Here is a 23263-nt window from a genome sequence, read left to right on the forward strand (position 1 = left end):
ATACCCAGCTCAGCCCGGATCGGTGACAATTACCTATCCGCGCGCAACCTTAACGGGGTGTTGCACGACGGCGTCGAAGTGATAGCCGAACGGGTGGTGCGGCGTGACCAGCGGCTGGGTGCGGCCGGACGCGTCGGTGGCCCTGGCCATCAGCACGTGCGGCCCGACCTGCCGCGGCGCCCAGCCGATGTGCCACGGCAGCCAGGCTCCGACCAGGTGTTTTCCGTGGTGCTCTGCCCTGCGCCAGGTGTGGCCGCCGTCGAGGCTGACCTCGACCCGGGTGACGCGGCCGTTGCCCGACCAGGACCTGCCGTGCAGGATGTGCGCCCTGCCCGCTTCCAGCGTGGCGTACCACGGCAGTTCGAATGCGCTCTTCACCGGTTGCGTGGTGACGTCCGGATAAAACTCGGTGTTCCACGGCGAGAAGAGTTCACGGGTGGCCACTTCTATATCTCCGAGCCATTTGATGGACGCGATTCCCACCCATCCGGGCACCACCAGGCGCACCGGGAATCCGTGGTCGGGCGGCAGCGGCCTGCCGTTCATCTCGTAGGCGACCAGCACGTCGTCCATGGCCTTGGCGACCGGCAGCGGCCTGCGCACGTGGCCGTAGTGCTCGAACGGCGCGTCCAGCCCCTGCGGGAGGACGTCCACCGCGTCGGGGCGGATGCCCGCCTGCCGCAGCAGGTAGCGCAGCGGCACGCCGCGCCAGCGGGCCACGCCGACCGCGCCCAGGCCCCACTGCATGCCCGGCGCCTCGACCCCCTGCTGCGTGCCGTAGAAGCGGCGGCCGTTGCCCGCGCACTCGATCGCGACGTCCATCGTTCTGGACGGCATCGCGCGCACCTGGTCGTAGCTGAATTCGCCGGGACATCGGAGCCCGGCGCCGTGCAGGCGCAGGCGCCAGGTCGTGACGTCGATGAGGGGGGTATGGGTGTGGTTGCGGACGAAGAAGCGGTCGACAGGTGTGTGGTAGCCCTGCCCGGCCATCGCCTCCCAGCGCATCTCGGCACTGACGTCGCGCCGGATGAACAGGTGCTCGGGTAGCGGTTTGACGATCGTCGCCAGGGCCTGCGTCATGGGGCCACACCTCCTCCACGATAATTCCCTACCAAGAAACCATTTAATCCTGCGCGAGCCGCCGGGTCCAACCCATCCGCCGGGGCTTTACGGTCGCGGTTCTGGCTTCGTGGCCGCTGGCGCGGTCTCCTGGTGGCCCGGGTCCTGGTCCCTGGCCCAGGCGGCCCAGTCGGCGAGGGCCTGGTAGAGGCGGACACCCGCCTCGATCGCGATACGCGCGGACTTGGTGTGCGGGGCGTCGCCGAACTCGCCGCGGTCCTTGGCCGCCGCGTACTCCCGGTAGGCGGCCGCGGTCGAGGCGAAGAACTCCTCTTCCCTGGCCAGATGGGCGTCCAGGTCCTCGGGCGGCATCAACCAGAAGAAGAACGAGCGCAGCAGCGGCTCAAGCCGCAGCGTGTGGTCCACGTCCCCGTCCGACAGCCACCGCCGGACCTCCGCCAGCCCGGCCTCGGTGATCCGGTAGGCCTTGCGCCCGCGCGGTCCCAGGCTGTCGACCTCGATGAGCCCCTCGTCGGCCAGCCGCGCCAGCTCGGCGTAGATCTTCGGATGCTGCGCCGGCCACACGGGCCCGAGCATCCGCTGGAAGTGCCCGGCCAGGTCGTAGCCGCTGGCAGGCCCCTCGGCCAGCAGTCCGAGCAGTCCGTGGCGCAGTGACACCTGCCCCTCCCTTCGACGTGACCATCTTGACACGCGTGCGGTGTCCCTCTAGACATGTCCCTAAGTACATGTCCTTCGATCCATGTGAGGTTTGGCATGAGCGCGCTGCTTCTCACCGGCGCCTCGGGCGGAGTCGGTACGGCTACCGCCCGGGAGCTGCTGGCACGCGGTTACACCGTGTACGCGGGAGTCCGTGACTCCGCACGCGCACCCGACGGGACCCGGCCGGTGGTCCTGGACGTCACCGATCCCGCCTCCGTCGAGGCCGCCGCCGCCGAGATCGCCGAAGCGGAGAACGGCCTGCACGCCGTGATCAACAACGCCGGCGTGATCGTCGACGGACCGCTCGAAGCGGTGCCCGACGCGGAGTTACGGCGCCAGTTCGCGGTCAACGTCTTCGGCCCGGCCGCCGTCACCAGGGCGTTCCTGCCGCTGCTGCGCCGGGGCACGGGCAGGGTGGTCAACGTGAGCGCGGCCAGCGCCAGGACCGCCCTGCCGTACATGGCGCCCATCTCGGCCAGCAAGGCCGCGCTCGAGTCGCTGTCGGACGCGCTGCGCGTGGAGCTCGCGGCGTGGCGGATCCCGGTGGTCGTCATCGAGCCGGGCGCGCTCGACACGCCCATCTTCGCCAAGGCGGCTCAGGCGCGCCGTAGCTACCCCGCGGGGCTCTACCGGGACCAGCTGGCCAAGTTCGACGCGGCCATGGCCAAGCAGACCTTCGCACCGGCCGAGCGCGTCGCCCGGGTCATCGCCACCGCCGTCTCCGCCCGCCGCCCGCGGCCCCGCTACGTCACCGGGCGCGACGCCCGGATGGCCGCGCTGCTGTCCCACCTGCCCATCGGACTGCGCGACCGGCTGCTGGTCGGCGCGCTCGGATTGTGAGGATCGACATGGACCTGGCACTACACGGCAGGACCGCCCTGATCACCGGGGCGTCCAAAGGCATCGGCGCCGCCATCGCCGCCACGCTCGCCGCCGAAGGGTGCGACCTGCACCTGGTGGCCCGCGACCGCGCCGCGCTCGAGAAGGTCGCGGCCTCGCTCCCGGTACGCACCACCGTGCACGCCCTCGACCTGCGCGACCCCGCCGCGCGCGCCGCACTGGCGGAGCACGAGGTGGACGTGCTGGTCAACAACGCCGGCGACATCCCCGCCGGCCGGCTCGACCAGATCGACGACGACACCTGGCGGCACGCCTGGGACCTGAAGGTGTACGGCTACATCGACCTGACCCGCCACGCCTACGCCCGCATGAAGGCCCGCGGGCGCGGCGTCATCGTCAACGTCATCGGCGCGGCCGGTGAGCGCCCGACCGCCGACTACATCTGCGGCGCCACGGCCAACGCCGCCCTCATGGCCTTCACCAAGGCACTCGGCGGCCAGAGCCTGCACGACGGCGTCCGCGTGGTCGGCGTCAACCCCGGACCCGTGCAGACCGAGCGCATCGCCAAGCTCATCGCCACCAGCGAGCGCTTCCGCGCGGCCGCCGCCGACTTCCCGCTCGGCCGCCCCGCGACCCCTGGCGAGATCGCCGACCTGGTCGCGTACCTGGCCTCCGACCGCTCCGCCTACACCACGGGCACGATCGTCACCGTCGACGGCGGCGTGTCAACGGCCTAGCGACCTGAGCAGCCCGTCCCTCCCGCCGTTCGCCACGAGCCACTGGTCCGTACGGCAGGCCGCCTTGGCGTACAACTGCTTGTCAGCGGTCGCTGCCCGCAGCCACCCGTCGAGCCGGTCAGGCAGCGGCTCCGCCGTACGGACCAGACACCGATCGTGCGAACCCGGAGCGGTGAGCCGGCTCGGGTCGGCGGGATCGGGCGCGGCCAGATACCGCCGATCATCGGAGACCACCACCGCCAGCCCCTCGTCGAACCACTGCGACACCTTCCCACCCCGCGCATGCAACTCGACATGTGACATCTCGTGAGAGGCGATCACGGGATCGATCCCGCGCGGAGACAGCATCACCGCCTGGTTCATCACCGCGATACCCCGCTCGCCCCCGCCGCCGATCCTCCGGTAGCACGCGTCGGTCACGCACACGAGCAGCCGCGGCGAACTCACCCTCGACCCGTAGAACTCCTCGACCCGCTTCCGCGCCACCTCGGCCACCCGGACCGCTTCCGCGCCATCCTGCCCCTCCTCTACGTACACGCCCGGAGCCGCCTCGGTCAGGTCATAGCAACCGGGACACGCGGTCGCCGCCACAGACGGATACGCCTGCGCAGCCACCACAACCCCCGCCGCGACCACCACACCCACACCCGCCAACACCCTCGCCCAGATCTTCACGCCCCAGATTCTGCGCGACCGCCCACCCACCCCACATCAACCCAGGGTCGGACATGCAGGCATTGAGAGACCAGGGCCATCGGAGGCTTCTCACATGAGAGATGCAAGATCGTTGGGCTGGGGTCGCTTCCTTCGGGTCCAGGCCGTAGCCATGGGAGGTGAGCAAGCAGAAGGCCTGCTTCGCCGCGGTTCCATTCGCGCCCAACTTCAGCGGGGTGCCTGGCGGCATCCTGCGCCAGGGAGCGTTCGGGGTTCTCACGGGGCGGGTGTCGGATGGTCTCCCGTCCGGGGGTACCGGGCGGGGATTCGCGCCGGAGGCGCGTGTGAGGTGTGGGGGCGGAGCCCCGCCCCAATCAACACAGCCGGAGCCGGAGGCGAGGTCGGCGCGGGTGCAGGGGTGCGCCCCTGCCACGGGGTCGTGGGGGGCTCGGCCCCCCAACTGAGAACAGCCCGCAGGTGATAAGCGCGATAGCGCTGCCAAAAGCAAGGACCTTGCCTTCAGGGGCGGATGTAGGACAGGAGGCGGTCGAGGGGCCAGGTGTTGATGACGTCGTCGGGGGTGAGCCAGGCGCGTTGGGCGATGCCGATGCCGAAGCGCTGGTGGGCGAGGTGGGGGATGGCGTGCGAGTCGCTGTCGATGGAGAACTTGACGCCGTGGTGCTTGGCCAGCCGTACCAGGTCCGCGGGAAGGTCCGAGCGGTCGGGGAAGGAGTCGATCTCCATGACCGTGCCCGTGCGGGCGGCGGCGCGGAAGACGGCGTCCCAGTCGGCGTCCACCTGTGAGCGCTTGCCGATCTTGCGGGTGGTGGGGTGGCCGATGATGTCGACGTAGGGGTTCTCGCAGGCGGCGATGAAGCGGCGGGTCATCTCCTCGCGCGACTGTGTGAAGTGCGAGTGCACCGAGGCCACGCAGACGTCGAAGCCCTGCAGCACGTCGGCGGGCCAGTCGACCGAGCCGTCGGGGGCGATGTTGAGCTCCGTGCCGTGCAGGATCCGCATGTCCGGGTACTTCTCCTGCAGCGCGGCGATCTGGGCGCGCTGTTCGAGCGCCTTGTCCAGCGTCATCCGCTGCATGACCAGGTCGGGCGCGTGGTCGGTCACCGCGTAGTAGGAGTAGCCGCGGGCGTGGCCGGCGGCGACCATGTCCTCCAGCGACGCGATGCCGTCGGTCAGGTTGGTGTGCGTGTGCAGATCTCCGCGCAGGTCCTCCAGCTCGACGAGCCGGGGCAGCTCGCCGTGCAGCGCCGCGCGCACCTCGCCGCCGTCCTCGCGCAGCGTGGGTGGGACGTACTGCATGCCGAGCGCGGCGTAGATGTCCTCCTCGGTCTCCGAGGCGATCACCCGCTCGCCCTCGAACAGGCCGTACTCGGACAGCTTCCACCCCTTCTTCACGGCGATCTCCCTGATCGCCACGTTGTGCTCCTTGGAGCCGGTGAAGTACTGCATCGCGGCGCCCCACGACTCGGCGGGCACCACGCGCAGGTCGACCTGGATGCCCGAGGTGGTGCGCACCGAGGTCTTCTTGTCGCCCGCCGCGATGACCTCGGCCACGTACGGCTGGGCGCGGAACGACTCCATGATGGACTCGGGCGCCACGGCCAGGATGTCGATGTCGCCGATCGTGTCCTTCATCCGGCGCAGCGACCCGGCGTAGGCCATCCTGTCGGCCTTCAGCGAGGCCATCACCTGCTCGGCCAGCGCGGCGGCGACGCCGATGTGGACCCGGCGGCCCGACTGCTCCAACTGCTCGATGCCCTTGACCAGGTTGGCCAGGGTCTTCGGCCCGAGCCCCTTGACCCCCTCCAGCCGGCCGTCACCGATCGCCTCGGACAGCGCGGCGGGGGAGTCGATGCCGAACTCGTCGTAGAGCATGATCGCGGTCTTCGGCCCGAGCGAGGGCACCCTGGTCAGCCGCCGCACCCCGTCGGGCACCCGCCCGCGCAGGTCGTCGAGCTGGCGGAAGCTCCCGCGCTGCAGGAACTCCTCCATCTTCTTGGCGATCGCCTCGCCGACTCCGGGCACGCCGCGCACGTCGACCTCCGAGATGTCCTCGGGGAACCCGGCGATCGCCTTGGCGGCCTTCTGGTAGCTGCGCACCCGGAACGCGTCGCCTCCGGTCAGCGCGAACAGCTCCGCGTATTCCTGCAGCGCCGCGGCCGCTTCGTCGTTTGCCCGTGCCATGCCCCAACCATAGAGGCTGGGGCCGACAGATCATCTGGGCGGTTGGCGAAAGCCTGATCCCGTGTCAGGCTCGATCATGCGAAAGAGCATCCTCCTTCCTCTGTTATCCGTGCTGCTCCTCTCGCCGGGTACGGCTACCGCCGCGCCCACGCCGACACCTTCGCCCGCCGTACGGGACTTCGGGAACGGCCCGGACCGCAACGACGAGGCCGCGCTCATCCCAGAACAATTCGCGGCGAAAGCGGCGGAAACCGCGATCCCCGCCTTCGACCACAACCGCGGCTACCCCCGCCACACCGCGCTCCCGATCCCGCCCGAGAACCCGGCCGACGCCTCGATCAAGCTCGGCCTGATCCCGCACCACGCGATCGCCGCCCGGCTGAACGACCTGCAGGCCAGGAGCGACCGCGTCAGCGCCGAGATCATCGGCAGGTCGGCCGGCGGCCGCGACCTCTACTTGGTCACCGTGACCGCCCCGGAGACCGCCGCCCAGGCCCGCGAGCAGGAACGCCTGCGCCAGCGCATCGAATCGGGCCACCAGATCCCGGCGAACCGCTACAAGGCGCCGATCTACGTAAACGCCAACATCCACGGCAACGAGTGGGAGGGCACCGACGCGGCCCTGCGCGTGATCGAGGAGCTCGCCACCGACCCCGCGGCCGGGGACCTGCTCAAGACCACCCGCCTGTACTTCAACGTCACCGCCAACCCCGACGGCCGGGTCGGCAACAAGCGCGCCAACGACAACGGCTTCGACCTGAACCGCGACTTCGTGACCGCCTCGCAGCCCGAGGACCGCGCCATGCGGCAGATCATGATCGACACCCAGCCGGTCACCATGATCGACCTGCACGGTTACGTCAACGGCACGCTGGTCGAGCCCACCACGCCGCCACACGGCGCCAACTACGAGTACGACCTGTTCATCCGCAACGCCTACCCCAACGGGCTCGGCATCGAGGCGGCCATCAACGGGCTCGGCTACACGCCGGACAAGGACGGCGTCTTCCCCGTCCAGATCCCCTTCCGCGACCTGGACGAGGGCTGGGACGACTGGCCCCCGATCTTCACCCCGCAGTACGCGCCCTTCCACGGCGCGGTCGCGGCGCACACGATCGAGTTCCCGATGCAGGTCAACAACGCCGCCTACAACACGCTCCCGGTGGAGGAACTGCGCAGGCGCGCTCAGATCAACGTGAACATCGCCTCCGCCGCGATCCACGCCACGTACTCCTTCGTCAAGGCCAACCACGATCGGCTGATCGGCGACCAGACCGAGGTGTTCCGCCGCGGCGCCGCCGGCGAGCCGTCCAGGGTGGTCCCGCTCGGGTCGGTGCCCGGGTTCGGACCCGAGGACCAGTGGAACACCACGTTCCCGCGCGCCTACACCATCGCCGCCGGCAGCCCCGCGGCCGCCAGGCTCGTCGACCATCTGATCGCCAACGACGTCAAGGTCGGGCGCGCGGTCCTGCCCTTCCGCTCGGGAGGCAGGACCTATCCGGCGGGCACGTACGTCGTGGACATGCACCAGCCCAAGCGCGGCCTGGCCAACGTCATGCTGGAGCCCGGCCAGGACATCAGCCCGCGCGTCAACGCCATGTACGACATCTCCGGCTGGAGCCACGCCCTGCTGTGGGGAGCCACGGTCCAGCCTCTGTCCGACTACCGGGTGGTCGCCGAGCCGGTGCGGGTCGCGGCTCCGACGGGCTTCGTCCCGCCCGGCCACGGGGCGCTCGCGCTCCAGCTCACCGACGAGAACGACGTGATCGCGCTCAACGCGCTGCTCGGGCGCGGCGTCCAGGTCACCTGGACCGCCAACGGCCGTGCCGTCCTGCCCGACAGCGCCCGTCCCGCGGCCCGCGAGCTGGCCGACCGGTACGGCGTGCGCTTCAGCAGATCCGGTACGGCGGCCGGCGCCGCCCTGGCACCCGTCCGCGTCACGGCGGCCGCCTCGGCCGACGACCTGTTCACGCTGCGCGAGATGGGATTCTCCGTCACGCCGGTGTCGACGGCGGTGCTCAACGCCGGGTACGACTGGAGTGCGACGGACGTGCTGTTCGTTTCGTCCGGCCTGAACTACGGCGCGCTCAACCCGGCGGCCAAGGCGGCGCTGGAGGCGTACCTGACCGGAGGCGGCGTCGTCACCCGTGGCGCGACGGGCGCGGCCTTCAACGCGGCCACCGCCCTGCTGCCGGTCACGGCGGTCGCGGGCCGCTCGGACGCCAACGGCGTCGTCCGGCTCACGTCCGGTGACTACAGCTTCGTCTACTCCCCGCGCTGGTTCACCGGCCTCGGCGCCGGGGTGCGGGCGGAGCAGACGTACGACTCGTTCGTCTCCGGGCACTGGCGTCCCAACGAGGACGGGACGGGCGGCCAGGACGCGGCCAAGGGCCAGGCGGCCGTCGTCTCGGGCCGTTCGGCCCGCGGCGCCGCGGCCGTTCTCTTCGGCACGGAACCCATGTTCCGCAACCACCCCAAGGCCCTGTTCCCGCAGGTGGCCCAGGCTCTCTACTGGACCGCCGGCACCTCCGGCGCCTCCCGCTAGGTCGCCCTCGCAGGGGTCACGGGCGCCGTGACGGCGGGGCACCGTCCCCGACTCGCCGCGAGCGCCGGGCACAGGCCCCGAGCCGGAGTACGGCGGGCGGCGGGTTCCCGCCGCCCGCCGTACAAGAGCTCCTTAGAAGCGCACCTCACGAGGTGAGTACGGCTCGGCGAGGAAGGCCAGTTCCTTGTCCGACAGGGAGACGCCGACGGCGGCGACCGCGTCGTCGACGTGGCGGTCCTTGGTGGCGCCGACGATCGGGGCCGTGACCGTGGGCTGGTGGAGCAGCCAGGCGAGCGCCACCTGCGCCGCGGGAAGCTCGCGCTCGCGGGCCACCTGCGCGACCCGCTCCAGGATGCGCTGGTCGTTGTCCGGCTCGTAGAGGAAGTCGATGCGGCCGTCCGAGCCCTGCCGCGTCGTCGACTCGGCCGCACCCGCGCGCGCCAGGACGCCGCGCGCCAGCGGGCTCCACGGGATGACGCCCACCCCCTGGTCCGCGCAGAGCGGGAGCATCTCGCGCTCCTCCTCCCGGTAGAGCAGGTTGTAGTGGTTCTGCATCGACACGAACCTGGTCCAGCCGTTGACGTCCGCCACGTGCTGCGCCTTGGCGAACTGCCACGCCCACATCGTCGACGCGCCGATGTAGCGGGCCTTGCCCGCCTTGACCACGTCGTGCAGCGCCTGCATCGTCTCCTCGATCGGCGTCTCGTCGTCCCAGCGGTGGATCTGGTACAGGTCCACGTGGTCCGTGCCGAGGCGCTGCAGCGAGGCGTCGATGGCGGCGTGGATGTGCTTGGCCGACAGCCCCTTGTCGTTGGCGCCGGGGCCCATCGGGAAGTAGACCTTGGTGGCCAGCACGTAGTCCTCGCGCCTGGGGAAGATGCGGCGCAGCACGTTGCCCGTCACGACCTCGCTCGCGCCGGTGCTGTACATGTCGGCGGTGTCGAAGAACGTCACGCCCGCATCGGCGGCCCTGCGGATGATCGGCTCCGCCTGCTCCTCGGGCAGCGCCCAATCCTGCCTGGCCGGGTCACCGTAGCTCATCATGCCGAGACAGATCCGGGACACCTTCAGCCCGGTGTTGCCAAGTCGTGTGTAGTCCATAACCCAATAATATGGCCTGCAATGTGCGAACCGCCCAATTGAGGGTATTGCTGGATCCGCAGGTCATAGCGTGCTTAGGGACGTGAGTCAAGCGCGGCAGTAGAGCCCGATTCGGGGGTAGTCGTGAATCCAGCAGCACGCGATTTAAAGACCGTATTCCGGTCGTTCCCATTATGTCTTGGTTTTTCCGCCCTGACAGCCGGCCTGCTCGCCTTGGCCGCCGTCGTGCTTTCCGGGCTTTCCGGCGCGCCGCAGATGTGGTCCGCGGCGCTCGTCCTGGCGTTCGTCCTGGCGATCCACGTCCGGTACGCGCTCGGGGCACTGACCGGAGTATGGGGAGGCTGGTGGACCATCGCGGTCGCGGCCTGGCTGACCTACCTCCCGCTGGCCCTGCTCGGCCCGGCGTGGGTCTCGTCGGTCACCGGCTCACCGTGCTCGTGCTGAAGACCGGGCTGATCCAGCGCCTGGTCGAGACCGGCGACGGCAAGGCCGCGGGCGAGGTCGGTGAGACGCTGGAGCTGGTGCGCGACCTGGCGGGAGACGTGCGGGCGGTCGCGCACGGCAGCGCCGGCTGCTCGCTGGAGGACGAACTGGCCGCGGCCCGGGCCCTGCTCGAGTCCGTCGGCGTGCGCTGCCAGATCAACGTGCGGTGCCGGGACCTGTCGGGCCGGATGGCGCAGGCGCTCACCTACGTCCTGCGCGAGGCGATCACCAACGTGCTCAGGCACGCCGCCGCCCAGGAGTGCGCCATCAGGCTCGTCGAGCGGGGCGGCGTCGTGGAGCTGTCGGTCTGGAACGACGGCGTGCGCCCCTCGCGGGCGGAAGGCGGGATCGGCCTGGCCGACCTCGCCGAGCGGGTGGCGGAGCTGGGCGGCTGGGCGACCCTCGGCGACGCGTGCAACGGGCAGTTCGCGTTCACGGTGCACATGTCATTCTGATGACTTCCCCGCTATTTATGAGGAATTCACAAGTGTGCGGGAATTAGTCACGTTTCGATAATGCGGTATGTTACTGGACGAAAAAGCGGTGGTTGGTAAAGATTTCGAGTCATAGACCAGTACGAGGCGTTCTGTCTGGCCGACGCCACCTTTTACGACACCCTGGAGCGCCAGGACGTCGTTTTCCCGGCGGCCCGCAGAGAGGTCCCCCGAGGGTGGGCCCACGAGCAGGGCGACACCTGGTTCTACTACGCCCCGGCGGACGGGCCGCCGCTGCCCCGGCAGGGATGGAAGATCCACGTCTCGGCCCGCCTGGACGACGCCGAGCGGGCGATCGCGGCGGTCTGGGATTACTGCGTGCCCCGCGGGATCGCCTTCAAGTTCCTGCGCGGCCCGTCCGTGCTCGTCATGGTCAACTCCAAGGCCGCCTCCCGCGCCTCCAGCGGCAAGCTGGTCACGATCTACCCACGGGATGACCCATCCACCCTGGGGAGGAAGGCGCGCCCGCCTCAGCGCAGCGTGAGCCCGCCGTCCACGGCCAGGACCTGGCCCGTCACGTAGGAAGCCTCGTCGGAGAGCAGGAAGCAGGCCACGTTCGCCACCTCCCAGGCGGTGCCCTGCCTGCCGAGCGGCACCTGGATCTGGTCGCGGTGCTTCCAGTGGCGGGACGCGTCCCGTCCCAGCGGTGTGTCGATCAGCCCCGGCGCCACCAGGTTGGCCCGCACCCCCTGCCGGGCCCCTTCCAGCGCGACGTTCCTGGCCAGTCCGATCAGCCCCGCCTTGGAGGCCTCGTAGGCCGGGATGCGGCTGCCCGCCCGCAGACCCGCCACGGACCCCACGAAGACGAAGGCCCCGCCGTGCATGTGCGGCAGGAACGCCCGACAAATCACGAAATGTGCGCGCAAGTTCACCGTGAACACCCGGTCCCAGTCGTCCACGGACGTCCCCGCCAGGGTGAATCCGGCTCCGATGCCCGCGTTCAGCACCACCCCGTCCACCGGCCCCAGCCGCTCGGGAAGCGTCTCGCACGCCGTGCTGTCGGCGAGATCGACCGCGACGACGCCCGCCGTACCACCCTCCTGCTTTATCCAGCCGGCGGTCTCGGCCGCGGCGGCGGCGTCCACGTCGGCGCAGATCACGTGCGCCCCCTGCCGTGCCGCCGTCACCGCGATCGCCCGCCCGTTGCCCACCGGCGGATCAGGCTCGTCCGACGGCCTCGTGCCCGCGCCGACCACGAGCACCCGGCGCCCCGCTAAACGACCGTTCATATGCGGGATGCTAGTGACCATGGAACCCCGAGTGCAGCCCCTGCCGTCCGCGGAATGGGACGAGTTCCAGCGGGCCAACCCTTACAACGTCTTCACCACGCTCGCCCGCCACCCCAGGGTCTACCGCGGCTGGCTCCGCTTCGGCGGTGCGCTGCTCGACGGCACGCTGCCCGCCCGCGACCGTGAGCTGGCCATCCTCCGTACGGCCCACCACCGCGGCAGCGACTACGAGTGGTCCGCGCACGCCCGCATCGCCCTGGAAGCCCTCACGGAGCAGGAGATCGAGGCCGTACGGCAGGCCGGCGCGACCTGGCACGGCATCGACGCCCTCGTCCTGCGCGTGGCCGACGAACTGCACGAGTCCGGCGACCTGACGGACGAGACGTGGGCCGCCGTCTGCGAGCACTACGACGAGATCGGGCGGATCGAGCTCGTCATGCTCGTCGCCCACTACGACATGCTCGCGGTGGTTCTCAAGACCCTCCGCGTCCAGGTCGACGACATAGCAGGAATGGAGAAGCCAACCGGCCTGCCCGGCTCGTAACCTCGACCTCATGAGCACAGGAGTGAAAACGATCATCTATCCCGTCCGTGACCTCGACCGGGCCAAGGCCCTGTTCAGCGCCCTCCTCGGGCGGGCACCCGACCACGACGCGCCCTACTACGTGGGCTGGAGCATCGAGGGCCAGGACCTCGGCCTGGACCCGAACGGTCACAAGAGCGGCCTGACGGGCCCCGTCGGCTACTGGGAGGTCGACGACATCAAGGCCAGCCTCCAGGCGCTGCTCGACGCGGGAGCCGAGACCCTCCAGGACGTCAGGGACGTCGGCGGCGGCAAGCTCATCGCCACCGTCAAGGACGCCGACGGCAACATCGTGGGCCTCTCGCAGCCACCCGCATGATCTTCCAGACCACGGTCATCCCCGGAGGCAACGCCCTCAACGTCGAGGTCCCGGCCGAGGTGCTGGAGGAGCTCGGCGCCGGCAAGCGTCCCGAGGTGACGATCACGATCAACGGCCACACCTGGCGCAGCCGGGTCGCGGCCATGCGCGGCACCACCCTCATCGGCATCAGCGCCGCCAATCGCGACGCGAGCGGCATCGCGGTCGGCGAGACGGTGGAGGTCGACCTGCGGCTGGACACGGAGCCCCGCACGGTCGACCTCCCCGCCGACCTGGCTCAAGCCCTCGACGCGGCCGGGGCACGTGCGGCCTTCGAGCGGCTCGGGTACGGCTTGCGCCGCAAACACGTCCGCGACATCGAGGACTCCAAGTCCCCCGAAACGCGCACCCGCCGCATCACCCGTCTGGTCGCCGCCCTCAGCTGAGGAGTCAGGGGCGGATGATGGTGACGCCGGGGACCGTGCCGATGGCCGCCAGGGCCTTGCCTGCTTCGGTGAGGTCGATCGTGCGGGTGATGAGCTGGTCCGGGTGGAGCGTCCCGGAACGGATGAGTTCGAGCATCGCCGGGTAGGTGTGCGCGGCCATGCCGTGGCTGCCCAGCAGGCGCAGTTCGTAGGCGATGACCCGGTTCATCGGCACGAGGGAGCCTTCGGGCAGCAGCCCCACCTGGACGTGCCGGCCGTGCCTGCGCAGGCCGAGGACCGAGGCGGCACAGGTCTGCGGGCTGCCGAGCGCGTCGATGGAGATGTGCGCGCCGCCCCGCGTCAGCTCGCGCACCTGGTCGGCGGCGTCGCCGTGGGAGCCGTTGACGAAGTGGGTGGCGCCCGCCCGCTCCGCCAGATGGAGCGCCTGCGAGCTGACGTCGACGGCCACCACGCGGGCCCCGGCGGCGGAGGCGATCATCACGGCCGACAGGCCGACCCCGCCGCATCCGTGCACCGCCACCCACTCGCCCGGCCGTACCCCGCCCACCTGGACGACGGCGCGGAAGGCGGTGGCGAAGCGGCAGCCGAGCCCGGCAGCCGTGGCGAACGGCATCTCCTCCGGCAGCGCGATCAGGTTGACGTCGGCGTGCGAGATGGCCACGTAGTCGGCGAACGAACCCCAGTGGGTGAAGCCGGGCTGGGTCTGGCGCTCGCAGACCTGCTGCTGCCCGGCGGCGCACGCCGTACAGGATCCGCAGGCGCACACGAACGGGACGGTCACCCGCGCGCCGGGCCGCCAGCCGCGCACGTCGGAGCCGACGGCTTCGACGACGCCCGCCAGCTCGTGGCCGGGAACGTGGGGGAAGGTGGTGATGTCGGGGTCGTGGCCCTGCCAGCCGTGCCAGTCGCTGCGGCACAGGCCGGTCGCCTCGACCCGGATCACCGCTCCGTGCGGGGCGGGCGCGGGGTCGGGAACCTCGCGAACGTCCAGCTCACCACCGAAGACGTCAAAAGCAACAGCTCGCATCTCACGAGCTTAGGGTCACCTGCGGTGACTCGCGCAAGAGCTTGTCTGAGGGTTCTGACCGGGGGAAACCGTTCACGCGGTCACAGTCAGCCGCCGCAGCTCGCGCATGGCCTGGTGCGAGGGCGATCCCGGCTCGGTGGTGTAGAGGACGAGCCGCAGGTCGTCGCGGTCCGGTACGGGCAGGACCTGGCAGATCGCGTGGATCGTGCCGACCGCGGGATGGACGACCGTCTTGCGCTGTTCCCTGCGGATCTCGACGTCGTGCTGCTCCCACAGCCGGGCGAAGTCCGGGCTGCACGCCAGCATCTCCGCCACCAGCGCCTGGATGTCCGGGTTGTCCGGATACCGGCCGGCGGCGATGCGGAGGTCCGCCACGGAGGTCCTGGCGAAGCGGCCCTTCTCCTCATACGTCAGGTGCTCGGCCACGTCGGGGGAGCGGAAGACCCAGCGGATCACGTTCAGGTCCTCGGCCGGCTGGGAGTCGAGGTCGCCCATCAGCGCGCTGGCCATCGGGTTCCAGGCGAGGATGTCGTACTTGGCGTCGATGACGTAGGCAGGCACCTCCTCCAGGAACGCGATGAGGTGGAGCATCCCGTCCGGTACGTCGCTGCGCAGCCGGGGCGGATCGAGGCGCTGCCCGCCCAGCTCGAACAGGTGGGTGCGCTCGTCGTGGGTGAGCATGAGCGCCCTGGCCAGCGCGCTGAGCACCTGGCGCGACGGGTTCGGGCCCCTGCCCTGCTCGAGCCGGATGTAGTAGTCGATCGACATGCCCGCCAGCTGCGCCACCTCCTGCCGGCGCAGGCCGGGCGTGCGGCGGGTGCCGCCCGCGGGCAGGCCCACCTCCAGCGGCGTGACTCGGGAACGTCGGGTGCGCAGGAATTCGGCCAGGGCTGAACGGTTCACACCATCAATCATCCGGCATGTCGCCGGAACGTGGGTGGTACCAAAGATCCCAGTCTCCGGAGGTCTCTCCCGGTCCGCGGCGGCCGGGACCAGGCTGACGGGCATGACAACAGCACTCATCACCGGCGCCAACAAGGGCATCGGCTTCGAGATCGCCCGCCTGCTGAGCGAGCGGGGCATCACCGTCGTCCTGGGAGCGCGCGACGAGCAGCGGGGCAAGGAGGCCGCGGCTCGTCTCGGCCAGCCGTACGTGCGGCTCGACGTGACGGACGCCGACAGCGTGCGGGCCGCCGCGCAGTGGATCGAGCAGGAGTACGGCAAGCTGGACATCCTCGTCAACAACGCCGGGATCACCGGCGGATACCGGGAGCCGGTGCCGAGCGCGACCCCGGTGGAGGCCTTCCGCGAGGTGTACGAGACCAACGTGTTCGGCGTCGTCACCGTGACCCAGGCGATGCTGCCGCTGCTGCGCCGCTCGGAGGCGGGCAGGATCGTCAACATGAGCAGCGAGCTCGGCTCGCTCAGCATGGCGGTCGACCCGGACAGCCCGTTCAGGCACGCCAACTTCGTCGCCTACAACTCCTCCAAGTCGGCGCTCAACATGATCACCGTGTCGTTCGCCAAGGAGCTGGCGGACACCCCGATCAAGGTCAACGCGGCCAACCCGGGTTACTGCGCCACGGATCTCAACGATCACACCGGATTCCGCACCGCGGAGCAGGGCGCCGCGATAGCCGTACAGCTGGCGACGCTGGACGCGGACGGACCCAGCGGGGCCCACCTGCAGGATGCGGGACCCGTTCAGTGGTGAGGTGTGGGGCCTTCCTTATCGGACAGGTAGGGAGGTATGGGACGGGATCTGGATAAGGAACGCTTCTCGGAGGCGGAGTTCACCCGCTTCGGGGAGCGCCTCGAAGAGCAGCTCGTGGTGCTGCGCGAGCTGCTCGACGAGCCGGGATTCGGTCAGGGACCCACGACGATCGGGGCGGAGCTCGAACTTTTCCTGGTCGACGAGGCGGGGCGGCCGCTGCCGCGCAACAGCGAGACCCGTGACGCGCTCGGTGACCCGCGGGTCGTGCTGGAGCTCGGCCGCTTCAACCTGGAGGTCAACCTGACGCCGCGGCCGCTGGCCGGCCGGCCGTTCGAGGCGCTGGGCGCGGAGATCCAACGGACGATCACCCGCATCGACCAGGCCGTCGAGGGCGGGGGAGTGGTGCCGATCGGCATCCTGCCCACGCTCGGCACCGGCGACTTCACCCGTCAGGCCATCAGCGACGAGAACCGCTACCGGGCCCTGAGCAGGGGCATCAGAAGGCTCCGGCTGGAGCCTTTCATCGTCAAGATCGACGATCTGGAGCTCACCGTCGAGGACGTCATCCTGGAGGCCGCCAACACCTCCTGGCAGGTGCACCTGCGCACCCCGCCCGACCGCTTCGCCCGGCTGTTCAACGCCGCCCAGCTCGCCGTCGGCCCGGTGCTGGCGGCCTGCGGCAACTCGCCGTTCTTCCTGCGCCGCCGACTGTGGGAGGAGACCAGGATCGCGCTGATGGAGGAGGCGGCCGACGACCGCGACGTGGGGCGGCGCTTCCGGCGCGACGGGCGGGTCACCTTCGGCTCCGACTGGGTGCGTGAGGGGGCCTACGAGCTGTTCGAGCGCTACGTGCGCGACTACGAGCCGGTGGTTCCCCAGATCTCCGACAGCGACGACAAGACCGAACTGGCCGAGCTCCGACTCCAGCAGGGCACCGTCTGGCAGTGGAACCGTCCCGTCTACGACCCGGCCGACGGTGGCCACCTGCGCATCGAGATGCGCGCCCTGCCGGCGGGGCCCTCCAGCGCGGATGGCCGCCAACACGGCCTTCCTCCTGGGCCTCACGCTGTCGCAGGCCCAGCGGGACCTGACCGGCTACCGCTTCGCCGAGGCCTACCAGAACTTCTACCGCGCCGCCATGCACGGCTTGGAGGCCAAACTGTCCTGGCCCGGCTTCAAGGGTGAGTTCCGCGCCGACGACCTGATCCTCGACCTGCTGCCCGAGAGCAGAGCCGCGCTGCTGGACGCCGGCGTGGTGCCGTCCGACGCCGACGCCGCGCTGGACGTCATCAGGCAGCGCGTACGGCTTGGCCCTACCGGAGCCGCGTGGCAGAAAGAGAACTTCTCCGGCGATTGGCAACTACTGGTGCGGCGCTATCGGGAAAAGGCGCTGTCCGGACTGCCGGTACACATGTGGTGAATCTCGCAACTTTGGTCGCCCACTGTCCGTCAAACTGACCACACGAGACGGCAAAGCGAGGACATATGGTTCCGACGGACAAGGCCCCGTTCACTCTGCGGCGGGCGACGGGCACCCTGGCCGAGGGGGCGGCCAAACTGGCCAGGGACATCGGCAGCACCTCCGTGGAAGCGCTGCTGGCGCAGGGCAACCGCAAGGCCACCCGCCGGGGCGCGGCCGCGGCGCTGGGCAAGATGAACCCGAAGCCGGTGGAGTGGTACGCCTTCGACCCCAAGGACGAGGACACCCTCGACTGGTATCCGCAGGGCCTGACCTGTGGCGAGGACTCCGGGCAGGCCGGCGTGCCGGTGTTCGTGGCCAGCTGGTACTTCAAGCCGGAACCGCCCGTCGTCGAGCGCGGGATCAGGGCGACGTTCCTGAGCCCGTCGACGTTCAAGTACCAGCACGCGCTGTTCGTCGAGGCCACCCCCGACGGCGACTACAAGGCGATCAACATCCACGCCGGCGGCATCGCCTGGCACGGCGACCTCATCTACGTCGCCGACACCAGCCACGGCCTGCGCGTCTTCGACACCAACCACCTGCTCGACATCCGCACGGCGCAGAACGATCTGGGCGATCCCACGCTGCTCGGCCGGCACGACGGCAAGTTCCACGCCTTCGGCTACCGCTACCTGCTGCCCCAGGTCGACTCCTGGCAGCTCGCCACCAAGGGCGCGATCTTCTCGTTCGTGTCGATCGACCGCTCGACCACCCCGCACACGCTCATCTCCGGTGAATACCTGGAGACCGACCCCAACGGCCGCGTCGCCCGCTGGGACCTGGACATGACGGGCGTGCCCAGGGACTGCTACGTCATGGGCCAGAAGAAGATCCAGGGCGCCGTGTGCTCCGGCGGCACCTGGTACCTCAGCCAGGCCGCCGACTCCCACACCAACGGCAAGCTGCTGGTCTGGAAGAACGGCGCGCTCACCGCCCGCCCGTTCCCGATCGGCAACGAGGACCTGACCGTGCAGGGCGGCCGGCTCTGGTCCGTCACCGAGTTCAGGGACATGCGGATCGTCTACGGGGTCAATCTCTGAGGTGCTCCAGGAGCGTGGCCCGGTAGGCGCGGTCGAAACCGTCGTAGATCCGGCGCAGCTCGGCTCCCGGCCAGTCGTCCGGTAGCAGCTCCGGCGGCAGCAGCGGGTCCTTCAACAGGTGGCGCAGCACCGCCGCCGACACCAGGAACCCCTCGGCCAGCCCATCGGCGCGCGCCAGTTCGCGCTCCAGCCGGCGCGCCTCGGCCGCCCAGCCGTCCAGGTCCCACAGCAGCGGGGTGGGGTCGTCCTGCGGGCGGCCGTCGATGAGTGTGCACTGCGCGCGCACGCTGTCGGGCCAGAGCCTGATCAGGTTGGCCGGGCGCAGCCACGTGCCCTCACGCAGCTCGGCCATCCGCAGCGCGCCCATGACGTGCCGGAACGCCGCCCTGTCCGCCGGGGCCCGGCGCTCGGCGGTCACGACCGCGATCTCCCAGGTGCCGTCCCACGGCCTGGTGTGCGGGTCGCGGCTCTCGTCCTGCCTGGCCTGGCGCTCGACCAGCCGCTCCGACAGCGTGTAGCGGCCGTTGACCTGGATCAGGTCGCCCGCGGCCACCATCCGCGACAGCGCCACCCGCACCGTGCCCTCCGCGATGCCGAACAGGCCGCCGATGCGCACCAGGTGGCGCGCGGCCAGCTCGGGCGGGTGGCTGCCCAGCAGCGCGCTGAGCACCGCCGACCGCGCGCTCAGAGTTCCATTACGCTCTTCCATCGCGTGTCGAGTATATGTAACACTCCGAGGCATGGGCCGCTATCTCATCGAGCCGTTCGACGGCAGCGCGAATCATGGGGACCGCTACGCGACCGAGCGCTACCAGGGCGCCGTGGGCCGCGACTGGTGGGCCATCGACCCGACCCTGCGGCTGCTCATGCGCCGTCACCTCGGCGACGGGTACGGCTGGGCCGTGCCGTACCTGGAGGAGCTGGGCAAGGTGACCGGAGGGGTGGTCGCCGAGTGCGCGGAGGAGACCGACCGCAACCCGCCGCGGCTGGAGAAGTACGACCGCTGGGGCAGGGACGTCAGCCAGGTCGTCATGCCCCCCTCCTTCCACACCGCCCGCGAGGCGATGATGGAGCACAACTTCCTCAACCCGGCCTTCGTCCGGCAGGCCCTCGACAACGGCGCGAACTCGGCCGCCCTCGGAGCGGCCTGGACATACCTGCTCGACCAGGCCGACATCGGGATGGGATGCGCGCTCGGCACAGGCGGCGACATGGTGGTCTCGCTGGCCGAGAAGCACGCACCGCCGGACGTACTCGCCCGGGTGCGGGAGATCTTCGCCAACGGGTTCTACTCCGGCGAGGCCGCTCAGATGTTCACCGAGCGCACCGGCGGCTCCGACCTGGCGGCCCTGGAGACCTCGGCGGTCCAGGACGGCGAATCGTGGCTGCTGAACGGCTTCAAGTGGTTCGCCTCCAACGCCAACGGCTCGGCGTTCGTCGTGCTGGCCCGGCTCGCCTCGCAGGAGGTCAAGCCGTTCCTCGTGCTGTGGGAGCGGCGCGACGGCTCGCGCAACGGCGTGCGGATCCGTCGGCTGAAGGACAAGCTGGGCACCCGATCGGTCGCCTCGGCCGAGGTCGAGTTCACCGACGCCGAGGCGTTCCTGCTGGCCAGCGCCGAAGGCTCGGAAGGCTCGGGGCTCGGCACGATGATGAAGCTCACCAACGCCTCGCGGCTCGGCGTCGCCATGATGGGCGTCGGCGTGGCCCGCCGCGCGCTGGTCGAGGCGATCTGCTACGCCCGCGCCCGCGAGGCCTTCGGCAAGCCGCTCATCCAGCAGCCGCTCATGCGCCGCAAACTGGCCGAGCTGATCGTCGAGGTCGAGGCCGCCCAGGCCATGGTCTTCGACGGCCTGATCAACCGGCAGCGCCTCACACCCGCCGTCATCAAGCTGCGCGTGGCCAGGCTCGGCGTCACCGCCGCCACCGACGCCATCGAGATCCACGGCGGCAACGGCTACATCGAGCAGTGGCCCGTCGCCCGCCTGCTGCGCGACGCCCAGGTCAACCCCATCTGGGAGGGCGGCGACAACATCCTCTGCCTCGACGTCCGCCGCGCCATGCTCCGCGAGAACGCGCACGAGCCGTTCCTCGACCGAATCGAGACCGCCGTCTCTCAGGCTCCCGCCGGGTCGGGCGATCTGGTGCGCGAGCGGATCGACGACCTTCGCAAGGCGATCACGGCCTGGTCGTCGCTGAGCCCCGAAGTTGCGGAGGCACGGCTGTTTCCGCTGGCCCAGCTGATGGCAGACGTTTACGCGGCGGCTCTGCTACTGGAGCAGGCGGGGTGGGAGGAGCGCAACGGGCACGGTGATCGCAAGACGCTGGTGGCGCGGCTGTACGCCGACACGCACCTCGCCGATCACGGTCCCTTGCGCGGGATCGACCGTCCGGCGGAGAACCTGGAGCGCTTCGACGACCTCGTATCTGGGGCGCTCACGCTCTGACCATCGCGCTGTCTGACTGGCACCGGTCAGCGCCCACGGTGAGCCAAGCACCGCATGTCCGGATCTGTGGGATAGCCGTCCTTGTGGACCTCTCGCCGGAGTCGCCAGGCTTGGCACCGTGAAGGACCTGGTGGTGGCGGTCTATGACGGTGTGGTGTTGCTGGATGTGGCGGGGCCGGTGCAGATTCTGCACGGCTCCGGTGGTTACCGCATCCGGCACGCGTCCATCGACGGGCGGCCGGTGCGCACGGATGTCGGTGTGCCGCTGGGGGCCGACCTGGCTCTGGGCGAGCTCGTAGGACCGATCGACACGCTGCTGGTGCCTGGGTACGCGCCGCCGGACGGCGACCGGCCCGGCGGGGCGTTCCTGGACCTGCTGGGTGACATCGGTGGTCGCGCGCGCCGGGTGGCGTCGGTGTGCACGGGTGCGCTCCTGCTGGCGGAGGCCGGCCTGCTCGACGGGCGGCGGGCGACCACACACTGGGCCGCCTGCGCTGAACTGGCGTCGCGGTTCCCGCGGGTCACCGTGGAGCCCGATGCCATCTTCGTCCGTGACGGACCGGTCGTGACCTCGGCAGGCGTCACGGCCGGCATCGATCTGGCGCTGGCCCTCGTCCCCCCGCCACGGCGGCGCCCGCGCACTGACCGACGCCATGGTCGCGCAGTGCCTCGCCGATCGGCGCAAGGCACCGCCCATGACCCTGCCGGGGGAGATCCTGCACCAGCGGCATCCCGAGGCCCCCTACACCACCTGGCAAGATTTCCTCGACGCCGGCGGCTGGCACGACTGACGCTTCACCTGATCGCCCCTGGCCGGCACAGCGGCCGGGGGCGATCTCGGTCAGCCGGTCATCGCGGCGTGAAGGCGGAGGTAGGTCTCCGCCTCGGCGTGCCGGTTGGCCCGCTGGAGAGTACGGCCGAGCAGCAGGTGGGCGTACTCCTCGGTGGGAGCGCGCTCGATGACCTCGCGCAGTTCCGCCTCGGCGCCTCGCAGCTGGGCGGAGTGGTAGTAGGCGCGTGCCAGCAGCAGCCGGGCCGCCACGTTGCCCGGCTCGGCGGCGGCCACCGGGGCCAGGATGCGGGCGGCGCCGATGTAGTCCTTGAGCTCGAAGAACATCCGGCCGCGGGCGTACTCCTCGGCCAGGGTCATGGCTGGTCCTTTCCGTGCGTGTGCGGCATCCGGGCGGCGGGGACGACGCCCAGGCGGCCGGCCTGATAGTCCTCCATCGCCTGCAGGATCTCCGCGCGGGTGTTCATCACGAAGGGGCCGTAGTGCACGACGGGCTCGCGGATCGGCTGCCCGCCGAGCAGCAGCACCTCCAGGTTCGGCTCGGCCTGCGGCTGGCGCTGGTCGGCGGCCAGCGTGAGCGCCCCGCCAGGCCCGAAGGTGACCAGTTGCCCCTTGCGGACCGGCGCGTGCCCGGTGCCCGCCGAGCCTTGGCCGGCCAGCACGTAGGCCAGCGCGTTGTAGCCCGGGTTCCACGGCAGGTCCAGCGTCGCGCCGGGGGCGAGGGTGGCGTGCACCATCGTGATCGGGGTGAACGTGATCCCGGGCCCCTGGTGACCGTCCAGCTCGCCGGCGATCACCCGGAGCAGGGTGCCGCCGTCGGCCGAGGCGAGCAGCTTGGCCTGGCCGCCGCGGATGTCCTGGTAGCGCGGTGGGTGGAACTTGTGCGCGCGCGGCAGGTTGACCCACAGCTGGATCCCGTGGAACAGCCCTCCGGACACGACCAGGTGCTCCGGCGGCTTCTCGATGTGCAGCAGCCCGGAGCCGGCGGTCATCCACTGGGTGTCGCCGTCGGTGATCGTGCCGCCGCCGCCGTTGGAGTCCTGGTGGTCGAAGATGCCGTCGATGATGTAGGTGACGGTCTCGAAGCCGCGGTGCGGGTGCCAGGGCGTGCCCTTGGGCTCGCCGGGCGCGTACTCGACCTCGCCCATCTGGTCCATGTGGATGAACGGGTCGAGGTCGGCGAATGAGGCTCCGGCGAACGCGCGCCGTACGGGGAAGCCCTCGCCCTCGAAGTCGCTGGGCGCGGTGGTCACCGACCTGACCGGGCGCTGGGTGGCCGCGGCGGGGTCGGTCACGACGACGCGGGGCAGCGTCAGGGTGTCGGTGGTGATGGCTGGCATGGCCCCTCCAGATCTGTTGAATCTTAAACAGTCGCCCCGCACAACATTCCCCGCG

Annotated in this window: 25 protein-coding genes and 1 pseudogene; 15 read left to right on the forward strand and 11 right to left on the reverse strand. The window is 70.5% G+C overall.

The window, feature by feature from the left end; all coding sequences use genetic code 11:
* Positions 1-33: 33 nt before the first annotated feature.
* Positions 34-1080, reverse strand: coding sequence for a sulfite oxidase (locus tag ACIBHX_RS05650; RefSeq protein WP_397064533.1), 1047 nt, complete (start codon positions 1078-1080; stop codon positions 34-36).
* Between the two features lie 87 nt (positions 1081-1167).
* Positions 1168-1737: a PadR family transcriptional regulator gene (locus ACIBHX_RS05655; protein ID WP_397064535.1), complete on the reverse strand. Its 570-nt coding sequence runs from the start codon at positions 1735-1737 to the stop codon at positions 1168-1170.
* Between the two features lie 96 nt (positions 1738-1833).
* On the opposite strand from ACIBHX_RS05655, the gene ACIBHX_RS05660 reads away from it, so the two are divergent.
* Both ACIBHX_RS05660 and ACIBHX_RS05665 read left to right on the forward strand, forming a co-directional pair.
* Positions 1834-2619, forward strand: coding sequence for an SDR family oxidoreductase (locus ACIBHX_RS05660; protein ID WP_397064537.1), 786 nt, complete (start codon positions 1834-1836; stop codon positions 2617-2619).
* An 8-nt stretch (positions 2620-2627) separates the two neighbouring features.
* Positions 2628-3356, forward strand: coding sequence for a short-chain dehydrogenase/reductase (locus ACIBHX_RS05665; RefSeq protein ID WP_397064539.1), 729 nt, complete (start codon positions 2628-2630; stop codon positions 3354-3356).
* On the opposite strand, the gene ACIBHX_RS05670 is transcribed toward ACIBHX_RS05665, so the two are convergent.
* Together ACIBHX_RS05670 and polX are read right to left on the reverse strand one after the other, a co-directional pair.
* Positions 3345-4031 carry a hypothetical protein gene (locus ACIBHX_RS05670; protein WP_397064540.1) on the reverse strand — a complete coding sequence of 229 codons (687 nt, stop codon included), beginning with the start codon at positions 4029-4031 and terminating at the stop codon, positions 3345-3347. The genes ACIBHX_RS05665 and ACIBHX_RS05670 overlap by 12 nt on opposite strands.
* Before the next feature lie 498 nt (positions 4032-4529).
* Complete coding sequence (gene polX / locus ACIBHX_RS05675; RefSeq protein ID WP_397064541.1) at positions 4530-6212, reverse strand: DNA polymerase/3'-5' exonuclease PolX; 1683 nt, start codon at positions 6210-6212, stop codon at positions 4530-4532.
* A gap of 76 nt (positions 6213-6288) precedes the next feature.
* On the opposite strand from polX, the gene ACIBHX_RS05680 reads away from it, so the two are divergent.
* Positions 6289-8757 carry a M14 family zinc carboxypeptidase gene (locus ACIBHX_RS05680; protein WP_397064542.1) on the forward strand — a complete coding sequence of 823 codons (2469 nt, stop codon included), beginning with the start codon at positions 6289-6291 and terminating at the stop codon, positions 8755-8757.
* A 132-nt stretch (positions 8758-8889) separates the two neighbouring features.
* On the opposite strand, the gene ACIBHX_RS05685 is transcribed toward ACIBHX_RS05680, so the two are convergent.
* Complete coding sequence (locus ACIBHX_RS05685) at positions 8890-9858, reverse strand: aldo/keto reductase (protein ID WP_397064544.1); 969 nt, start codon at positions 9856-9858, stop codon at positions 8890-8892.
* Positions 9859-10071: 213 nt separating this feature from the next.
* On the opposite strand from ACIBHX_RS05685, the gene ACIBHX_RS05690 reads away from it, so the two are divergent.
* The 3 genes from ACIBHX_RS05690 (at position 10072) to ACIBHX_RS05700 (ending at position 11357) form a co-directional block, all read left to right on the forward strand.
* Positions 10072-10302: a hypothetical protein gene (locus ACIBHX_RS05690; RefSeq protein WP_397064545.1), complete on the forward strand. Its 231-nt coding sequence runs from the start codon at positions 10072-10074 to the stop codon at positions 10300-10302.
* The gene (locus ACIBHX_RS05695; protein WP_397064547.1) at positions 10290-10796 is read left to right on the forward strand and encodes a sensor histidine kinase; all 507 of its coding nucleotides are present in this window, start codon (positions 10290-10292) and stop codon (positions 10794-10796) included. Before ACIBHX_RS05690 ends, ACIBHX_RS05695 begins: the two co-directional genes overlap by 13 nt.
* A 357-nt stretch (positions 10797-11153) precedes the next feature.
* Complete coding sequence (locus tag ACIBHX_RS05700) at positions 11154-11357, forward strand: hypothetical protein (protein WP_397064548.1); 204 nt, start codon at positions 11154-11156, stop codon at positions 11355-11357.
* Here the strand turns inward: ACIBHX_RS05700 and ACIBHX_RS05705 are convergent.
* A complete protein-coding gene (locus tag ACIBHX_RS05705) occupies positions 11306-12064 on the reverse strand; it encodes an SDR family NAD(P)-dependent oxidoreductase (protein WP_397064549.1) in 759 nt (252 codons plus the stop codon). The genes ACIBHX_RS05700 and ACIBHX_RS05705 overlap by 52 nt on opposite strands.
* 19 nt (positions 12065-12083) lie before the next feature.
* On the opposite strand from ACIBHX_RS05705, the gene ACIBHX_RS05710 reads away from it, so the two are divergent.
* From ACIBHX_RS05710 to ACIBHX_RS05720, 3 genes are read left to right on the forward strand one after another with little or no spacing between them, the layout of a single operon-like run.
* Complete coding sequence (locus ACIBHX_RS05710) at positions 12084-12608, forward strand: carboxymuconolactone decarboxylase family protein (protein WP_397064550.1); 525 nt, start codon at positions 12084-12086, stop codon at positions 12606-12608.
* 10 nt (positions 12609-12618) lie between these two features.
* Entirely contained in the window at positions 12619-12966 is a 348-nt protein-coding gene (locus ACIBHX_RS05715) for a VOC family protein (RefSeq protein WP_397064552.1), read from the forward strand.
* Complete coding sequence (locus tag ACIBHX_RS05720) at positions 12963-13391, forward strand: YdeI/OmpD-associated family protein (RefSeq protein WP_397064553.1); 429 nt, start codon at positions 12963-12965, stop codon at positions 13389-13391. Before ACIBHX_RS05715 ends, ACIBHX_RS05720 begins: the two co-directional genes overlap by 4 nt.
* 4 nt (positions 13392-13395) lie before the next feature.
* Here the strand turns inward: ACIBHX_RS05720 and ACIBHX_RS05725 are convergent, their stop codons facing one another.
* Both ACIBHX_RS05725 and ACIBHX_RS05730 read right to left on the reverse strand, forming a co-directional pair.
* Positions 13396-14418 (reverse strand): zinc-dependent alcohol dehydrogenase family protein, encoded by a 1023-nt coding sequence (locus ACIBHX_RS05725; protein ID WP_397064555.1) that lies wholly within the window; start codon positions 14416-14418, stop codon positions 13396-13398.
* Positions 14419-14490: 72 nt separating this feature from the next.
* On the reverse strand, positions 14491-15321 hold the full coding sequence (locus ACIBHX_RS05730; RefSeq protein WP_397064557.1) for a helix-turn-helix transcriptional regulator: 831 nt from the start codon (positions 15319-15321) through the stop codon (positions 14491-14493).
* Between the two features lie 103 nt (positions 15322-15424).
* On the opposite strand from ACIBHX_RS05730, the gene ACIBHX_RS05735 reads away from it, so the two are divergent.
* The 4 genes from ACIBHX_RS05735 to ACIBHX_RS05750 all read left to right on the forward strand — a co-directional run bounded on the left by ACIBHX_RS05735 (position 15425) and on the right by ACIBHX_RS05750 (position 18634).
* Positions 15425-16132: an SDR family oxidoreductase gene (locus tag ACIBHX_RS05735; protein ID WP_397064559.1), complete on the forward strand. Its 708-nt coding sequence runs from the start codon at positions 15425-15427 to the stop codon at positions 16130-16132.
* Between the two features lie 36 nt (positions 16133-16168).
* Positions 16169-17317 (forward strand): glutamate--cysteine ligase, encoded by a 1149-nt coding sequence (locus ACIBHX_RS05740; protein WP_397064561.1) that lies wholly within the window; start codon positions 16169-16171, stop codon positions 17315-17317.
* Complete coding sequence (locus ACIBHX_RS05745; RefSeq protein ID WP_397064563.1) at positions 17271-17552, forward strand: hypothetical protein; 282 nt, start codon at positions 17271-17273, stop codon at positions 17550-17552. The genes ACIBHX_RS05740 and ACIBHX_RS05745 overlap by 47 nt, the downstream gene beginning before the upstream one ends.
* Before the next feature lie 65 nt (positions 17553-17617).
* Complete coding sequence (locus ACIBHX_RS05750) at positions 17618-18634, forward strand: hypothetical protein (protein WP_397064565.1); 1017 nt, start codon at positions 17618-17620, stop codon at positions 18632-18634.
* On the opposite strand, the gene ACIBHX_RS05755 is transcribed toward ACIBHX_RS05750, so the two are convergent.
* The gene (locus ACIBHX_RS05755; protein WP_397064567.1) at positions 18624-19343 is read right to left on the reverse strand and encodes a PaaX family transcriptional regulator C-terminal domain-containing protein; all 720 of its coding nucleotides are present in this window, start codon (positions 19341-19343) and stop codon (positions 18624-18626) included. The genes ACIBHX_RS05750 and ACIBHX_RS05755 overlap by 11 nt on opposite strands.
* Positions 19344-19374: 31 nt before the next feature.
* On the opposite strand from ACIBHX_RS05755, the gene ACIBHX_RS05760 reads away from it, so the two are divergent.
* Both ACIBHX_RS05760 and ACIBHX_RS05765 read left to right on the forward strand, forming a co-directional pair.
* The gene (locus tag ACIBHX_RS05760; protein ID WP_397064569.1) at positions 19375-21078 is read left to right on the forward strand and encodes an acyl-CoA dehydrogenase family protein; all 1704 of its coding nucleotides are present in this window, start codon (positions 19375-19377) and stop codon (positions 21076-21078) included.
* A 133-nt stretch (positions 21079-21211) separates the two neighbouring features.
* Positions 21212-21682 (forward strand): annotated as a pseudogene (locus ACIBHX_RS05765) (DJ-1/PfpI family protein); the annotation flags it as partial.
* A gap of 237 nt (positions 21683-21919) precedes the next feature.
* Here the strand turns inward: ACIBHX_RS05765 and ACIBHX_RS05770 are convergent.
* Positions 21920-22228, reverse strand: a complete 309-nt coding sequence (locus tag ACIBHX_RS05770; RefSeq protein ID WP_397064570.1) for a tetratricopeptide repeat protein — start codon at positions 22226-22228, stop codon at positions 21920-21922.
* The gene (locus ACIBHX_RS05775) at positions 22225-23208 is read right to left on the reverse strand and encodes a pirin family protein (RefSeq protein ID WP_397064572.1); all 984 of its coding nucleotides are present in this window, start codon (positions 23206-23208) and stop codon (positions 22225-22227) included. The genes ACIBHX_RS05770 and ACIBHX_RS05775 overlap by 4 nt, the downstream gene beginning before the upstream one ends.
* Positions 23209-23263 lie beyond the last annotated feature (55 nt).

Origin of the sequence: Nonomuraea sp. NPDC050536 (assembly GCF_044457685.1) — a bacterium.
GTDB lineage: Bacteria > Actinomycetota > Actinomycetes > Streptosporangiales > Streptosporangiaceae > Nonomuraea.

What these genes read in the sequence shown, in the direction of transcription:
- ACIBHX_RS05685 (WP_397064544.1), bottom strand. Translation starts at nt 9,858, where the DNA reads ATGGACTACACACGACTTGGCAACACCGGGCTGAAGGTGTCCCGGATC.
- ACIBHX_RS05705 (WP_397064549.1), bottom strand. Translation starts at nt 12,064, where the DNA reads ATGAACGGTCGTTTAGCGGGGCGCCGGGTGCTCGTGGTCGGCGCGGGC.
- ACIBHX_RS05715 (WP_397064552.1), top strand. Translation starts at nt 12,619, where the DNA reads ATGAGCACAGGAGTGAAAACGATCATCTATCCCGTCCGTGACCTCGAC.
- ACIBHX_RS05720 (WP_397064553.1), top strand. Translation starts at nt 12,963, where the DNA reads ATGATCTTCCAGACCACGGTCATCCCCGGAGGCAACGCCCTCAACGTC.
- ACIBHX_RS05750 (WP_397064565.1), top strand. Translation starts at nt 17,618, where the DNA reads ATGGTTCCGACGGACAAGGCCCCGTTCACTCTGCGGCGGGCGACGGGC.
- ACIBHX_RS05745 (WP_397064563.1), top strand. Translation starts at nt 17,271, where the DNA reads ATGCACGGCTTGGAGGCCAAACTGTCCTGGCCCGGCTTCAAGGGTGAG.
- ACIBHX_RS05660 (WP_397064537.1), top strand. Translation starts at nt 1,834, where the DNA reads ATGAGCGCGCTGCTTCTCACCGGCGCCTCGGGCGGAGTCGGTACGGCT.
- polX (WP_397064541.1), bottom strand. Translation starts at nt 6,212, where the DNA reads ATGGCACGGGCAAACGACGAAGCGGCCGCGGCGCTGCAGGAATACGCG.
- ACIBHX_RS05710 (WP_397064550.1), top strand. Translation starts at nt 12,084, where the DNA reads ATGGAACCCCGAGTGCAGCCCCTGCCGTCCGCGGAATGGGACGAGTTC.
- ACIBHX_RS05665 (WP_397064539.1), top strand. Translation starts at nt 2,628, where the DNA reads ATGGACCTGGCACTACACGGCAGGACCGCCCTGATCACCGGGGCGTCC.
- ACIBHX_RS05740 (WP_397064561.1), top strand. Translation starts at nt 16,169, where the DNA reads ATGGGACGGGATCTGGATAAGGAACGCTTCTCGGAGGCGGAGTTCACC.
- ACIBHX_RS05775 (WP_397064572.1), bottom strand. Translation starts at nt 23,208, where the DNA reads ATGCCAGCCATCACCACCGACACCCTGACGCTGCCCCGCGTCGTCGTG.
- ACIBHX_RS05755 (WP_397064567.1), bottom strand. Translation starts at nt 19,343, where the DNA reads ATGGAAGAGCGTAATGGAACTCTGAGCGCGCGGTCGGCGGTGCTCAGC.
- ACIBHX_RS05760 (WP_397064569.1), top strand. Translation starts at nt 19,375, where the DNA reads ATGGGCCGCTATCTCATCGAGCCGTTCGACGGCAGCGCGAATCATGGG.
- ACIBHX_RS05650 (WP_397064533.1), bottom strand. Translation starts at nt 1,080, where the DNA reads ATGACGCAGGCCCTGGCGACGATCGTCAAACCGCTACCCGAGCACCTG.
- ACIBHX_RS05725 (WP_397064555.1), bottom strand. Translation starts at nt 14,418, where the DNA reads ATGCGAGCTGTTGCTTTTGACGTCTTCGGTGGTGAGCTGGACGTTCGC.
- ACIBHX_RS05770 (WP_397064570.1), bottom strand. Translation starts at nt 22,228, where the DNA reads ATGACCCTGGCCGAGGAGTACGCCCGCGGCCGGATGTTCTTCGAGCTC.
- ACIBHX_RS05735 (WP_397064559.1), top strand. Translation starts at nt 15,425, where the DNA reads ATGACAACAGCACTCATCACCGGCGCCAACAAGGGCATCGGCTTCGAG.
- ACIBHX_RS05680 (WP_397064542.1), top strand. Translation starts at nt 6,289, where the DNA reads ATGCGAAAGAGCATCCTCCTTCCTCTGTTATCCGTGCTGCTCCTCTCG.